The organism is Psychroflexus aestuariivivens (genome assembly GCF_004010055.1).
GTDB lineage: Bacteria > Bacteroidota > Bacteroidia > Flavobacteriales > Flavobacteriaceae > Psychroflexus > Psychroflexus aestuariivivens.
Genome location: NZ_RQVT01000013.1, coordinates 18385 through 31308, shown reverse-complemented (window position 1 = coordinate 31308; position 12924 = coordinate 18385). Strand labels below are relative to the sequence as shown.

The following is a 12924-nucleotide window of genomic DNA, read 5'->3' as shown; positions in this document are numbered from 1 at the left end:
AAATTCAAACATATGAAAAATTTATTATTTGTTGCGATGTTACTAACATCATCTTTAATGTTCGCCTCTTTTCCAGTAAACAAGCAAAATGTTGCAAAAGACATTGAGCAATTTGAAATCCAATCGGAGTCGGATTTTGTTAATACTTTAGAAAATGCAGAAATCAAAGCTCCATCATCAGAGGATGCAGTAACGCCAATAGCTGTTGCAGGTTATGATAAATGGGTAGCAGTTGCTCTGTGGTTCTTTTTAGGTGGATTTGCTGCACACCGTTGGTATGCTGGTAAGCCAGTTTGGGCCAACATACTATTTATTATTACTCTTGGTGGCCTTGGTATTTGGGCAATTGTTGATTTAATCAATATTTTGACTGATAATTTCCAATAGGTAAATAATTTTTTTAGTTAAAGCTTCCTTTCATTAAAGGAAGCTTTTTTTGTTTTAAGCTTTTCCTACTTTGAATGGTTATTCAATGTATTTAAAAATTTATAATACATATCGATTTTGTTAAAAACGATAGCCGATATAAAAATCACCTTTAAATAAAACAGGAATATCTGATGTATCAAGCAAATTCCTACCTGCTCCAGCCTTTATTTCAAATACAAATCCTGAGGTGTTTATCCATTTCTTACCAATAGCCAATCCAATTGAGGTATCGAAGAAGGTTTCATGTTCTTCTCTCCCATATTCAACACCAGAATAATATACATAGTCATAGTTTTTTCCTACAAAAAATGAAGAAAATCCTTCGACAAAAAAACCTTTTGCACCATAATCTTCAAAGGTTTGAAAATACATTCTGAAAAAAGGAGTAATAGAAAAATCTTCAAGATACTGATTACTTTGATTTAGATTAATAAGTAAACTGCTGCCATAACCAGCGTTATTGTTTATTATTCTTTCATAAGTTGCTTCAAAAATTGTTGCTGAAAGCATTTTGATCGCTCCAAGCCTTACTTCATTTTTTCGATCAAAGATAGATTTAGAATTCGACTGATTTTCATCATTGCTAGAAGACTCTTGAGAGAATCCAATGATGAAAATAAAATAAAACATCAAGGATAATATAAGTTTTTTCATTGTTACTTTTATTGGTTATTAATAAGCAAATGTATTCTTTTTTTTGATTTGAAATTCAAATTCAAATTCTTAAAAATTAAATATTTTCAGCATTAATTTTTTATTCTAAGGAAGAAAATATGGAATCAATTTGGTCGGAAATTACATGAGTGTATTCCCCAAAAAAATAAACTTGCTTATAGAGCGTTATACGATTGAGTTTTTTATTTTTACAAAAAATTTAACGTGGCTTCATCTTTTGAAAAATATCAAAAACGACGCTTGATAACTTCCTATTTTTCGGTAGTCATCAGCATTGCTTTGGTTCTGTTTTTGGTCGGTTTACTTGCTTTATTGGTGCTAAATACCAAAAAAGTAGCAGATCATTTCAAAGAACAAATTGCTTTGAATGTGTATCTAAAAGATACTGCAAAAGAAGTTGAAATTGACCAGTTGCAAAAAACGTTGGCTTTGGCCGATTATACTAAAAGTATCGAGTTTGTTTCCAAAGAAGAAGCAGCCAAATCATTTAGTAAAGAAATTGGTGAAGACTTTATGGACTTTTTAGGATATAATCCGCTCCAAAATTCTATAGATATTTATTTCAACGCAGATTATGTTTCAGAAGTTCAGATTGCAGAAATATCAAGAGACCTGAGTGAAAAAAAGTTTGTCGATGAAATTATATATGATAAACCACTTATTGCCTTGCTTAATGATAATATCAAGCGTTTGAGTTTTTGGATACTGATCGTAAGCTCTTTGTTAACTTTTATAGCAGTTTTACTTATAAACAGTTCTATACGTTTGTCTGTTTACGCCAAACGATTCACAATTAAAACAATGCAAATGGTAGGGGCGACTAAAGGATTTATTAGACGCCCTTTTATTTGGAAAAGTGTAAAATTAGGAATCATCGGTTCAATTTTGGCAATGATCGGAATGGCAGTTGTATTATATTATCTTAATAAAAGTTTTCCTGAACTACAACTCATCACTGATCAACTTATGTTGGCTGCAATTTTTGCTGGAGTGCTTCTATTAGGAATCATCATATCTTGGTTAAGTACATTTTTTGCCACACAAAGATTTTTGAATTTGAAAACAGATGAATTATATTATTAATCATGGGAGAAAGTAAAAGAAAACAAGAAAAGAAAGCTAAAAATGCATTTATTTTTGAAAAGGAAAATTACAAATTTATGCTGATTGGCTTAGGTGTAATTACACTAGGTTTTGTTTTGATGGCAGGCGGTGGTAGCGACAATCCAGATGTATTCAACGAAGAAATATTTAGTTGGAGACGCATAAGATTGGCGCCAACATTGGTTTTGATAGGTTTTGCCATCGAGATTTATGCCATTTTACTTAAACCTAAACATAAATAATGGATATTCTAGATGCTACTATTCTTGGTGTCATTCAAGGATTAACAGAGTTTCTTCCAGTATCTTCAAGTGGTCATTTAGAAATCGGTAAAGCTGTTTTAGGTAACGACAGTTTACCCAAAGAATCTCTTCTTTTTACAGTTATTTTGCATTTTGCAACTGCTTTGAGTACAGTTGTAATATTCAGAAAAGATATTTTAGAAATACTAAAAGGGCTTTTTTCATTTAAATGGAATGATGAAACTAAATTTTCATTAAAGATTGTAATATCTATGATTCCAGCTGGTTTTGTTGGTTATTATTTCAACGACCAAATGGAAGTGCTTTTTGGTAATAATATTGTTTTAGTTGGTTTTATGCTAATAGTTACAGCTTTATTATTATGGCTGACAGATAAAGCCAAAAACACACAAAAACCTGTCTCTTACAGTAATTCCTTCGTTATTGGTGTAGCACAAGCTATTGCGATTTTACCAGGAATTTCAAGAAGTGGTGCTACTATTGCAACTTCAGTTTTATTGGGAAATGACAAGTCAAAAGCCGCAAGATTTTCATTTTTGATGGTTGTGCCATTAATTTTTGGAAAAATTGCCAAAGACATTCTTAGTGGTGAGATTTCTTCTGAAAACGCCAACTTTTTTATTTACGGAGTTGGGTTTTTAGCAGCTTTTGTCACAGGGATGTTTGCTTGTACTTGGATGATTAAAATTGTAAAAAAAAGCAAATTGAAATATTTTGCTATTTATTGTTTTATCGTAGGTGTTATTTCCATAATTTTCACTCAATTAAATGGATAAATTCACATTAGAAAACATAAAATCAGGGCAAGTTTTACTTTTCGACAAACCTTTGAATTGGACTTCCTTCCAAGTCGTCAATAAAGTGAGATGGCTCATTCGGAAACAATTTGAAATCAAAAAAATAAAAGTAGGTCATGCCGGAACTTTAGATCCTTTGGCAACTGGTTTAGTTATTTTATGTACAGGCAAAGCTACCAAAACCATCGAAGATTTGATGGGTCAAACCAAAGTTTATACTGGTGTTTTCACACTTGGGGCAACACGTCCATCTTACGATATGGAAACAGAAATTGACCAAACTTTTCCTGTAGAACATATCACTGAAGCGATGATTTTAGATGCTGCTACAAATTTTGTTGGCGATATTCAGCAACAACCACCAGTCTTTTCTGCTTTGAAAAAAGATGGAAAACGACTATATGAATACGCCAGAAAAGGTGAAAAGGTTGATATTCCAACACGTCAGGTGAATATTTCCAAGTTTGAAATTACTGAAATTAATTTCCCTGAAGTTCACTTCAAAGTAATCTGTAGCAAAGGAACTTACATCAGAAGTTTGGCACACGATTTTGGTAAAGCCCTAGATTCTGGCGCATATTTGTCTGAACTGCGTCGTACGAAAATTGGTGATTTCAAAGTTGAAGATGCTTTGAGCATTTCAGAATTTGAAGAATCATTTCATATCTAGTTCAGTTTGCTTTAAGTTTTCGATTAAATCATTCGAAATATTTTCACCTTTATCTTTATTGTACCACTGCTGAAGTTTTGTCTTGAATTCATCTGAAAGTACGCCGTGTTTTTCCTTTTCTTCAGCGACCATTTTTGCAGCTTCAAAAGGTCGCGGTCCCCAAGTGAAAAATATTTTTTCTTGCTCAAGATTGAAGGCAATTAACTTTGGAATAGATTTCCCTCCATTGGTTAAAAATGCTTGCATTAAATCGTCATTCTCGTCTCTCAAAATAACTTTAAAATCGATATAGTCATTGAGGTCTGCAATTTTTTGCAGAATAGGTAATACAGGAGCCGCATCTCCACACCAGCCTTCAGCTATCACTAACCATGTTTGAGATTGTTTTACATTTTTGATAATTTCTTGCTGTCGTTCTGTAAGTTTAGCTGTTTTCTCCCAACGTTTCATTCGGCTTAGTCCAAGTTTGGAATAGTTGAGGTAGGTTTCATTTTGGGTTAAACCTGTAGACTTTCCTTCATTTAGTAGGTCTTCAACCATTTTTTTATATGAATCATAGGTTACGGATTTGTCCAAATGCTTTTCAATTAGTTGAAGCTTTTTTTTATCTGTCATAACTTGATATTTACTAAATTAGTCGATAATTTCATTAATATTTTACAATGACAAAAATACGATGCGATTGGTGTGTTGGCGATGAACTTTATGAAAATTATCACGATTCAGAATGGGGCGAACCTGTGAGAAACGACAGAAAGCTTTTCGAATTTCTAGTGTTGGAAAGTTTTCAAGCAGGCTTGAGTTGGATTACAATTCTAAAAAAGCGAGATAATTTTAAGCAAGCTTTTGAAGATTTCGATTATACTAAAATTGCAAATTACAATTCAGGTAAAGTTGAAGAATTACTTACAGACTCTGGAATAATAAGACACCGTGCTAAAATTGAAGCAACGATTCAAAATGCTAAAGCTTTTATAGAAATCCAAAATGAATTCGGTAGTTTTTCAGATTATATTTGGAATTTCTTAAATCATAGATCTAAACTCAATCAGTTTGAATTTTTGGATGAAGTTCCTGCTCAAACAGAATTGAGTCAAAGAATTAGTAAAGATTTAAAAAAACGAGGATTTAAATTTTTGGGACCAACCACAGTTTATGCATTTATGCAAGCGGTTGGTTTGGTGAATGACCATCTTACCAAATGTTTTAAGCACAAAAAAGCACCAGAAAATAAATTCTGATGCTTTTTCAAACCAAATTAAAATCGATTATTTACTTACGACATAAGTGTCTTTTTTATCCCAAGTACTCACTTTCACAATACGATTAGTATCATAATCTACTTCAGAAAGTTTTCCGTCGTTCCAAAAAAACCATTTCCCGACTTTGTTGCCGTTTTCGTAGTTGGCTTTAGCGATTTTGTTTCCATCTTTATCAAAAGACTTCCATTCGCCGTGCAATTTATTGTTCTTCGTGTATCCAATTTGATGAACGATTCCATCTTCATAATACATCGTAACTTTCGTTAATTCGCCCTCTTTTTCTAGTTTCACGTTGTCATTTCCATCTTGAGCAAAAAGGCTGAAACTCATAAGAAATGCAAAAAATAATGTGCTTATCGTCTTCATAATCGTTGTTTTATGTTACAAATATACAGATATTTTACATTTAAAACACATTCAGGTAACATTAAATTAACATTAAACGTCATAAATACCATAAGTGCTGGATTATTAGTGATTTAATACTTGAATGAATTCGCTTTATTATTTAGTTCAAGGCATTTTATTATAAGATAAATCAACGCCATTCGATCTCTTAAATAAAGAAGTTGAGATAAATGAAACTAAATGATTTTCAGGCTGTGTAAACTAAGTTTAACTTCTTATTTTTGCACTTCATTAAAAAAATAAGAATGTACAGAAGTCATAAAAATAACGCCTTAAGTTTAGACCATCTTAATGAAAACGTGGTTTTGTCGGGTTGGGTTCAAAAAATCCGAGATAAAGGATTTATAATTTGGGTTGATCTTCGTGATCGCTATGGTATAACTCAGTTGGTTTTTGACGCTGAACGAACACCTAAATCAATTATGGATCAAGCCCGAGAACTCGGACGTGAGTTTGTAATAAAAGTCGAAGGTGAAGTAATCGAACGTGAATCAAAGAATGAAAATATTCCGACTGGAGATATTGAAGTGTTGGTGAAAAATTTAATTGTTTTGAATTCTTCAGAAACACCACCATTTACAATTGAAGACGATACTGATGGAGGTGAGGATTTAAGAATGAAATACCGTTATTTGGATATTCGCCGTAAGCCGGTTCAAAACAAACTTATTTTCAGAAGTAAAGTGGCAATGGCTGTCCGTAACTTCTTATCTAATCAAGATTTTGTTGAAGTTGAAACGCCATATCTTATAAAATCCACACCAGAAGGCGCTCGAGATTTTGTTGTCCCAAGTCGTATGAATGCTGGTCAATTCTATGCCTTGCCACAATCACCACAAACTTTTAAACAACTATTAATGGTTGGTGGTTTGGATAAATATTTTCAAATCGTAAAATGTTTTAGAGATGAAGATTTGCGCGCTGATCGTCAACCAGAATTTACCCAAATTGACTGCGAAATGACTTTTGTCGATCAAGAAGATATTCTCAATACATTTGAAGGTTTAACTAAATATTTACTCAAAGAAATCAATGGCGTTGAAGTAGATGAATTTCCTAGAATGACTTACGATGATGCCATGAAAACCTATGGAAATGACAAGCCTGACATCAGATTTGGGATGAAATTTGGTGAGTTAAATGAAATGGCACAACACAAAGATTTCAAAATTTTCAATGAAGCAGAACTTGTTGTTGGGATTGCGGTTCCAGGAGCTGCATCTTATTCTAGAAAAGAAATTGATAAACTCATAGAATGGGTGAAACGTCCACAAATTGGTGCTAAAGGCATGGTTTACGTAAAATATAATGAAGACGGAAGTTTTAAATCTTCCGTAGACAAATTTTATGATGCCGAAGATTTAAAAGCTTGGGCAGAACGAACCAATGCTAAACCAGGAGACTTAATTTGTGTTCTGTCAGGCTCAACTTCAGAAACAAGAGCACAACTTAGCGCTTTGAGAATGGAATTGGGCAAACGACTAGGTTTGAGAAAACCGAATGAATTTGCACCACTTTGGGTTGTAGATTTCCCACTTTTGGAGTGGGATGAAGACACGCAAAGATATCACGCTATGCACCATCCGTTTACTTCCCCAAAAGTCGGACAAATTCCATTACTAGCTACAGATCCTGGATCTGTAAAAGCAAATGCTTACGATTTAGTTCTAAATGGAAATGAGATTGGGGGTGGATCAATAAGAATTCACGATAAAAAAACCCAAGCTATGATGTTCGATTATCTTGGCTTTTCAGAAGAGGAAGCGCAGGCGCAATTTGGATTTTTAATGAATGCCTTCAAATATGGCGCACCACCTCATGGCGGTATTGCTTTTGGTTTAGATCGTTTAGTCGCTATTTTAGGTGGACAAGAAAGCATACGCGATTTTATTGCATTTCCTAAAAACAATGCAGGTCGAGATGTAATGATAGATGCACCAGCACCTATTGATGACGCACAATTGAAAGAATTAGAATTGCAACTTAGATCATAAGTTTGAACTGAAATTTTTGGTTTTGGTTAATAATGAAGATTGAGTAAAAAATTATGGCTGAACAAAAATCAAAATTATTTCTACTGGGAACAAAAGTCAAAACTTGGCTAAGAACATATTTGACCAACCAACAGTTCTTGATTTTACTTAGTGCTTTGGTTGGTTTTTTGTCTGGTTTAGTTGCGGTTGTAATAAAAAACTTAACTTATCTTATTCAGTCGGTTTTGGGTGGTGGTTATATTTCAAATTACCACAATGCATATTATTTTATTTTTCCACTTTTGGGTCTGTTATTGGTTTATTCATTTGTAAAATTCATTTTGAAAAGACCAATTGGACAAGGAATTTCGACGACATTATTTGCTATATCAAAGCGAAAAGGCTTTATTAAAAGTTTTCAGAATTATGCTTCAATAATTACGGCACCAATTACTCTAGGTTTTGGAGGTTCTGCAGGTTTGGAAGCACCAACAGTTGTCTCTAGTGCAGCTTTAAGTACAAATTTCTCTAAGTATCTTAAGCTGAACCAAGCTTCGAGGACTTTGCTGATCGGTTGTGCGGCTGCTGGAGCAATGTCATCCATATTTCAAGCGCCGATCGCCGCTATTATTTTTGCAATAGAAATTTTTAGTTTGGATTTAACCCTTATATCGATGATTCCACTTTTGGTAGCTTCGGTCTCGTCTATTTTAACGTCTTACTTTTTCTTCGGTTCAGATATTATTTTGCACACCCAACTTTCTGAATCTTTTACGATGAGTGATGTGCCGTTTTACATAGCGCTAGGATTGTTCACAGCCTTGACTTCCATTGTGTTTACAAAGGTTTACATTACGACTTTTAAGAGATTCAATAACATTAAAAATAAAATAAATAGAATTTTAATAGGCGGTTTGATTTTAGGGATTATAATTTTCTTTATTCCACAGATTTATGGCGAAGGCTACACTACTATCAACGAATTGCTAGCAGGAAATCATGATTTGGTGACCAAAAATGAATTTTTCATGGATTTTGATATCATTTGGTTAGTAATTTTGTTTCTATTTGTATTGATTGTTTTCAAAATGATTGCGACTTCGGTAACAATTGCTGCCGGCGGAATCGGTGGAATTTTCGCGCCGGTTTTATTTATTGGTAGTATGATAGGACATTGTTATGCGCTTGTTGTAAATGCGCTTCAAATCACTAAAAGCGATATTTCAGTTGGAAACTTCACTTTAGTTGGTATGGCAGGACTAATGGCGGGTGTAATGCATGCACCGCTTACCGCGATCTTCCTTATTGCTGAAATCACCAGCGGCTATAGTTTGTTCATTCCATTGATGATTACTGCAGCAATTTCTTACATTATTACGAGTAGATTTCAACCACATTCGGTCTACACCATGGAATTGGCTGAACGTGGTGATTTGGTCACGCATAATAAGGATCAGGCAGTTTTAACTTTTATGGATATCGAGCAAGTTATTGAAACTAATTTCACGATATTGGATTATGAAATGAATCTTGGAGAAATTGTAAATGAAGGCGTGGTAAAATCTAGACGTAATATTTTTCCCGTAGTTGATAAGGATAATATCTTTAAAGGAATTATTTTGCTAGATGATATTCGCACAATTATGTTTGATCGATCCTTGTATGATGAAGTGAAAGTTTCTGGATTGATGCAGCGTGCACCAGATGTAATCGACCTTAAAACTTGCAAAATGAAGGATATTATGCAAAAATTTCAAGATACCGAAGCTTGGAATTTGCCAGTTGTTCGCGATGAAAAATATGTAGGTTTTATTTCAAAATCAAAACTGCTTACAGCTTACAGACAAAAACTGATAGAAGTAACGGTTTAAAATTATTCAATATGAGAATTTTAATAAAAATTGTCTTTTTCTTTATTCTAATCGGCTTTTGTGTCGGTGCTTATTTCAACCTTTATGAAGAAGAAATAATCGGAGAACGCATTATTGGAATTTGTGTTTTAGCCTCAGCCTTTATACTGATGCCACTGTTTTTAGCGCATCGCTGGAAAGGTAAAAAATTGAAAGATTATACACTCACCAAAGAAAATATGGATCGAATGAAAGATAAAGGTCTCGATGACAAATCTTGATTATTTTTTTTGCTGTTAAAGCCTTAAGATTCAGCCATAGAAGGGGCTATAAATATTTTAATTTAATGATCCAAATTTTATTTTAAAAAAATTCAACAAAATGAGTTTCAGCTCATTAATTTTATTTATTTTTGTTGCATATTATTAATTATTATTTATTATTATGCAAGGTAAAGTAAAATTTTTCAATGAGTCTAAAGGTTATGGATTCATTACAAACGACGAAACAGGAGAAGATATTTTTGTTCACGTCACAGGACTTAACGGAGAAACTTTAAACGAAGGTGACGAAGTTGAGTACGCTGAAGAAGAAGGAAGAAAAGGAATGAACGCTACAGATGTACGTTTGATCTAATCATATAAAACATTTTTTTTTCAAAACCTTACGCCATCTGAAAAGATGGCGTTTTTTTATGCTTAAAATTAAAAAACTCTTATGAAAATTGTTAAAAAGTTTTTATTGGCATTTTAATGAGAACATAAAGTAGGTAAATCTTTCGCTTGTTTATATCATCCTGATTTCTTCCTCAAATAAATATTTCTATGCTTTTTTTCAATATTCAGAAAAAATTGAATTCAATGATATAGATAGTTGCAAATAAATTAATTTGTATTGAATCGGGAATTTGAAATCTTTATCAAGATTAAACAAAAAAACTCCTTCAAATTAATGAAGGAGTAAATTTATTTAAAAATGAGAATTGTAAATTATTCTACAACTTCTGCATCTTCTGTATTGTCAATCAAAACTTGACCTCTGTAGTAGAGTTTACTTTCGTGCCAGTGGGCTCTGTGGTATAAATGCGCTTCGCCAGTAGTTGTATCTGTCGCGATTTGAGGCATTTTAGCCTTGATGTGCGTTCTTCTTTTATCTCTTCTTGTGGTCGAGGTTCTTCTCTTTGGATGTGCCATTGCTCAAGTTTATTATTCGTTTAGTAATTCCTTTAATTTATCCCAACGCGGATCTGTATCCTCGTCTTTCGTATTCTCTTCTTCTTTATTCGGTTTCAATTCGTCTAACTTTTCTAAAATTTCAGAATCTAATGTGCCATCTTCAACACCTGGATGCACTCTTTTTGCTGGTAAGCCAAGTATGATGCCTTCGTAAATATATTGTTGAATTTCGATTTCATGATCGCCATGTGGCAAAATCAAAAGTTCCTCGTTATCATCATTGAAGACTTCACCAAACTTTACAACTAATGATAAGGTATTAGAAATTGGTTGATCAAAAGGTTCTAAAGTCACGTCACAATTGACATTGACCATGCCTTTAAATTCAAAATCTAACTCCAGCATATTAGCTTTTTTGGTCAGTAAAAGCTCAGCTTTTACATCTACATCATTAAATTCCTGAAAGTCAAAAAGTTCAAAGAACGAGTTATTTACGTCATACTCAAATCTGTGCTGTCCAACTTTCAATCCTACAAAAGGTATGGCATACGCCTTAAACTTCCTCATACAACATCAGTTTTGAGCGTGCAAATATATCAAAAAATATTCAAATAAGAATAAAATATATTAGAATGATTTTTGAGTTTGTTTTTCTAATGAATTTTTATTCAGTTGAATGTACTCAATTCTGTTTTTGAAGATTTTAATAGACATGTAGATTGCCTCAGTAAAAGAATTGCCATCCGCTTCACCTTTTCCTGCAATATCAAAAGCAGTTCCGTGATCTGGAGAAGTGCGAATACGATTCAAACCAGCAGTGAAATTTACTCCTTTCCCAAATGAAAGCGTTTTGAAAGGAATTAAACCTTGGTCGTGATAGGCAGCTATAATAGCGTCAAAATTGCTATGATTTTTAGAACCGAAAAAGCTATCTGCTGCATACGGGCCAAAAACAAATTTGCCATCGTCAACAAATCTTTTAATCGCTGGTTTTATGATTTCATCATCCTCACTACCAATTACGCCGCCGTCTCCAGAATGCGGATTGATGCCAAGAACCGCAATTTTTGGTTCCCTGATGTTGAAATCTTTTTTTAATGATTCATGTATAGCATTTACTTTTTTCTGAATCAGTTCTTCGTTTATTTTGTCTGCCACTTGTTTTACAGGAACATGATCGGTAAGCAATCCAACTTTGATGTTTTCTGAAACCATAAACATCAAACTGTCGCCCTCTAATTCTTGGGCTAGAAAATCTGTGTGTCCTGGAAAGTTGAAATCCTCAGATTGAATACTATTTTTATTAATCGGTGCAGTGACCAAAGTATCAATTTCTTTATTTTTCAAAGCCTCTGTTGCTGCTTTTAAAGATTTTATGGCGTATTCGCCAATTTTTTTCTCTTCTTCACCAAAATTGACTTTTACATTTTCTTTCCAAGTATTTACAACATTTATTTTACCTTCAATGGCTTCACTTGCAGAGGAAATTCCGTTGAATTTTAATTTAATTTTAAAATATTTGCTGAAAAACGACATCATTTTGGAATTGGCAAAAATCACAGGTGTAAACATTTCTAGCACACGGCTGTCTTCAAGGGATTTTAAAATAATTTCTGGTCCGATGCCATTCATATCGCCAATGCTAATTCCAACTCGTATATTTGATTGATTTCTCATAAAATTCGTCTATTTTTGTTGAAACAAAGGTAACGAAATATTCTGCATAATGTTTACAGGAATCATAGAAGAACTCGGCAAAATCGATAAGATTGAAGTCAATCAGGGCAATAAAGATTTTACAATTCAAGCTCAATTCACCAACGAACTAAAAATTGACCAAAGTGTGGCTCACAACGGCGTCTGCCTGACTGTTGTAGATATTTCTGAAGATAAATACAAAGTTACCGCTATTGAAGAAACCTTAAATAAAACAAGTCTCAATCAACTGAATGTTGGCGACTTGGTCAATCTTGAACGCGGCATGAAAATGAATGCCCATTTGGATGGACATATTGTGCAAGGACACGTTGATCAAACTGCAATTTGTGAATCTATTGAAACTAAAAATGGCAGTTGGGTCTTTACATTTTCATATGACCCGAAATTGATGAATGTAACCATCGAAAAAGGTTCGATTACGGTAAACGGCGTGAGTTTAACAGTTGTAAATTCTAAACCCAATGCCTTTAGCGTAGCAATTATTCCATTTACCTACGAACACACTAATTTCAGACATTTGAAAGAAGGCGATACAGTTAATTTAGAGTTTGACGTGATTGGAAAATACGTCAAAAGGTTGATGGACTTAAATGCTTAAG

General features: G+C 33.4%; 17 protein-coding genes. 11 read left to right on the top strand and 6 right to left on the bottom strand.

Features of this window, described 5'->3' with window-relative positions:
- The first annotated feature begins 12 nt into the window (after positions 1-12).
- Positions 13-387, top strand: a complete 375-nt coding sequence (locus tag EIG86_RS02285) for a TM2 domain-containing protein (RefSeq protein WP_127844530.1) — start codon at positions 13-15, stop codon at positions 385-387.
- 120 nt (positions 388-507) lie between these two features.
- Here the strand turns inward: EIG86_RS02285 and EIG86_RS02280 are convergent, their stop codons facing one another.
- Positions 508-1083 carry a hypothetical protein gene (locus EIG86_RS02280; RefSeq protein WP_127844529.1) on the bottom strand — a complete coding sequence of 192 codons (576 nt, stop codon included), beginning with the start codon at positions 1081-1083 and terminating at the stop codon, positions 508-510.
- Positions 1084-1308: 225 nt separating this feature from the next.
- Between EIG86_RS02280 and EIG86_RS02275 the strand changes: the two genes are divergently transcribed.
- From EIG86_RS02275 to truB, 4 genes are read left to right on the top strand one after another with little or no spacing between them, the layout of a single operon-like run.
- Complete coding sequence (locus EIG86_RS02275) at positions 1309-2187, top strand: cell division protein FtsX (protein ID WP_127844528.1); 879 nt, start codon at positions 1309-1311, stop codon at positions 2185-2187.
- A 2-nt stretch (positions 2188-2189) separates the two neighbouring features.
- Entirely contained in the window at positions 2190-2450 is a 261-nt protein-coding gene (locus tag EIG86_RS02270) for a DUF3098 domain-containing protein (RefSeq protein ID WP_127844527.1), read from the top strand.
- Positions 2450-3247: an undecaprenyl-diphosphate phosphatase gene (locus tag EIG86_RS02265; RefSeq protein WP_127844526.1), complete on the top strand. Its 798-nt coding sequence runs from the start codon at positions 2450-2452 to the stop codon at positions 3245-3247. The genes EIG86_RS02270 and EIG86_RS02265 overlap by 1 nt, the downstream gene beginning before the upstream one ends.
- Positions 3240-3938, top strand: a complete 699-nt coding sequence (gene truB / locus EIG86_RS02260) for a tRNA pseudouridine(55) synthase TruB (RefSeq protein WP_127844525.1) — start codon at positions 3240-3242, stop codon at positions 3936-3938. The genes EIG86_RS02265 and truB overlap by 8 nt, the downstream gene beginning before the upstream one ends.
- Here the strand turns inward: truB and EIG86_RS02255 are convergent.
- On the bottom strand, positions 3924-4553 hold the full coding sequence (locus tag EIG86_RS02255) for a thioredoxin family protein (RefSeq protein WP_127844524.1): 630 nt from the start codon (positions 4551-4553) through the stop codon (positions 3924-3926). The two genes, truB and EIG86_RS02255, sit on opposite strands and share 15 nt — an antisense overlap.
- A 47-nt stretch (positions 4554-4600) precedes the next feature.
- On the opposite strand from EIG86_RS02255, the gene EIG86_RS02250 reads away from it, so the two are divergent.
- Positions 4601-5179 carry a DNA-3-methyladenine glycosylase I gene (locus EIG86_RS02250; protein ID WP_127844523.1) on the top strand — a complete coding sequence of 193 codons (579 nt, stop codon included), beginning with the start codon at positions 4601-4603 and terminating at the stop codon, positions 5177-5179.
- A gap of 27 nt (positions 5180-5206) precedes the next feature.
- Here EIG86_RS02250 and EIG86_RS02245 read toward each other — a convergent pair whose 3' ends face one another.
- Complete coding sequence (locus EIG86_RS02245) at positions 5207-5566, bottom strand: toxin-antitoxin system YwqK family antitoxin (protein ID WP_127844522.1); 360 nt, start codon at positions 5564-5566, stop codon at positions 5207-5209.
- 287 nt (positions 5567-5853) lie between these two features.
- Between EIG86_RS02245 and aspS the strand changes: the two genes are divergently transcribed.
- The 4 genes from aspS (at position 5854) to EIG86_RS02225 (ending at position 10067) form a co-directional block, all read left to right on the top strand.
- Positions 5854-7602: an aspartate--tRNA ligase gene (gene aspS / locus EIG86_RS02240; protein ID WP_127844521.1), complete on the top strand. Its 1749-nt coding sequence runs from the start codon at positions 5854-5856 to the stop codon at positions 7600-7602.
- A 53-nt stretch (positions 7603-7655) separates the two neighbouring features.
- The gene (locus EIG86_RS02235) at positions 7656-9452 is read left to right on the top strand and encodes a chloride channel protein (RefSeq protein ID WP_127844520.1); all 1797 of its coding nucleotides are present in this window, start codon (positions 7656-7658) and stop codon (positions 9450-9452) included.
- A gap of 11 nt (positions 9453-9463) precedes the next feature.
- Positions 9464-9712, top strand: a complete 249-nt coding sequence (locus EIG86_RS02230; protein WP_127844519.1) for a hypothetical protein — start codon at positions 9464-9466, stop codon at positions 9710-9712.
- A 163-nt stretch (positions 9713-9875) separates the two neighbouring features.
- A complete protein-coding gene (locus tag EIG86_RS02225; RefSeq protein ID WP_127844518.1) occupies positions 9876-10067 on the top strand; it encodes a cold-shock protein in 192 nt (63 codons plus the stop codon).
- A 353-nt stretch (positions 10068-10420) separates the two neighbouring features.
- Here the strand turns inward: EIG86_RS02225 and rpmF are convergent, their stop codons facing one another.
- From rpmF to pdxA, 3 genes are read right to left on the bottom strand one after another with little or no spacing between them, the layout of a single operon-like run.
- Positions 10421-10624 (bottom strand): 50S ribosomal protein L32, encoded by a 204-nt coding sequence (rpmF, locus tag EIG86_RS02220; protein WP_127844517.1) that lies wholly within the window; start codon positions 10622-10624, stop codon positions 10421-10423.
- A 12-nt stretch (positions 10625-10636) separates the two neighbouring features.
- Complete coding sequence (locus EIG86_RS02215) at positions 10637-11173, bottom strand: YceD family protein (protein WP_127844516.1); 537 nt, start codon at positions 11171-11173, stop codon at positions 10637-10639.
- 60 nt (positions 11174-11233) lie between these two features.
- A complete protein-coding gene (gene pdxA, locus EIG86_RS02210; protein ID WP_127844515.1) occupies positions 11234-12283 on the bottom strand; it encodes a 4-hydroxythreonine-4-phosphate dehydrogenase PdxA in 1050 nt (349 codons plus the stop codon).
- A gap of 49 nt (positions 12284-12332) precedes the next feature.
- On the opposite strand from pdxA, the gene EIG86_RS02205 reads away from it, so the two are divergent.
- A complete protein-coding gene (locus tag EIG86_RS02205; protein WP_127844514.1) occupies positions 12333-12923 on the top strand; it encodes a riboflavin synthase in 591 nt (196 codons plus the stop codon).
- Position 12924 lies beyond the last annotated feature (1 nt).

Excerpts from the sequence above, each read along its gene's own strand:
- EIG86_RS02285 (WP_127844530.1), top strand. The coding sequence starts at position 13 with ATGAAAAATTTATTATTTGTTGCGATGTTACTAACATCATCTTTAATG.
- EIG86_RS02280 (WP_127844529.1), bottom strand. The coding sequence starts at position 1,083 with ATGAAAAAACTTATATTATCCTTGATGTTTTATTTTATTTTCATCATT.
- EIG86_RS02270 (WP_127844527.1), top strand. The coding sequence starts at position 2,190 with ATGGGAGAAAGTAAAAGAAAACAAGAAAAGAAAGCTAAAAATGCATTT.
- EIG86_RS02265 (WP_127844526.1), top strand. The coding sequence starts at position 2,450 with ATGGATATTCTAGATGCTACTATTCTTGGTGTCATTCAAGGATTAACA.
- truB (WP_127844525.1), top strand. The coding sequence starts at position 3,240 with ATGGATAAATTCACATTAGAAAACATAAAATCAGGGCAAGTTTTACTT.
- EIG86_RS02255 (WP_127844524.1), bottom strand. The coding sequence starts at position 4,553 with ATGACAGATAAAAAAAAGCTTCAACTAATTGAAAAGCATTTGGACAAA.
- EIG86_RS02250 (WP_127844523.1), top strand. The coding sequence starts at position 4,601 with ATGACAAAAATACGATGCGATTGGTGTGTTGGCGATGAACTTTATGAA.
- EIG86_RS02245 (WP_127844522.1), bottom strand. The coding sequence starts at position 5,566 with ATGAAGACGATAAGCACATTATTTTTTGCATTTCTTATGAGTTTCAGC.
- aspS (WP_127844521.1), top strand. The coding sequence starts at position 5,854 with ATGTACAGAAGTCATAAAAATAACGCCTTAAGTTTAGACCATCTTAAT.
- EIG86_RS02235 (WP_127844520.1), top strand. The coding sequence starts at position 7,656 with ATGGCTGAACAAAAATCAAAATTATTTCTACTGGGAACAAAAGTCAAA.
- EIG86_RS02230 (WP_127844519.1), top strand. The coding sequence starts at position 9,464 with ATGAGAATTTTAATAAAAATTGTCTTTTTCTTTATTCTAATCGGCTTT.
- EIG86_RS02225 (WP_127844518.1), top strand. The coding sequence starts at position 9,876 with ATGCAAGGTAAAGTAAAATTTTTCAATGAGTCTAAAGGTTATGGATTC.
- rpmF (WP_127844517.1), bottom strand. The coding sequence starts at position 10,624 with ATGGCACATCCAAAGAGAAGAACCTCGACCACAAGAAGAGATAAAAGA.
- EIG86_RS02215 (WP_127844516.1), bottom strand. The coding sequence starts at position 11,173 with ATGAGGAAGTTTAAGGCGTATGCCATACCTTTTGTAGGATTGAAAGTT.
- pdxA (WP_127844515.1), bottom strand. The coding sequence starts at position 12,283 with ATGAGAAATCAATCAAATATACGAGTTGGAATTAGCATTGGCGATATG.
- EIG86_RS02205 (WP_127844514.1), top strand. The coding sequence starts at position 12,333 with ATGTTTACAGGAATCATAGAAGAACTCGGCAAAATCGATAAGATTGAA.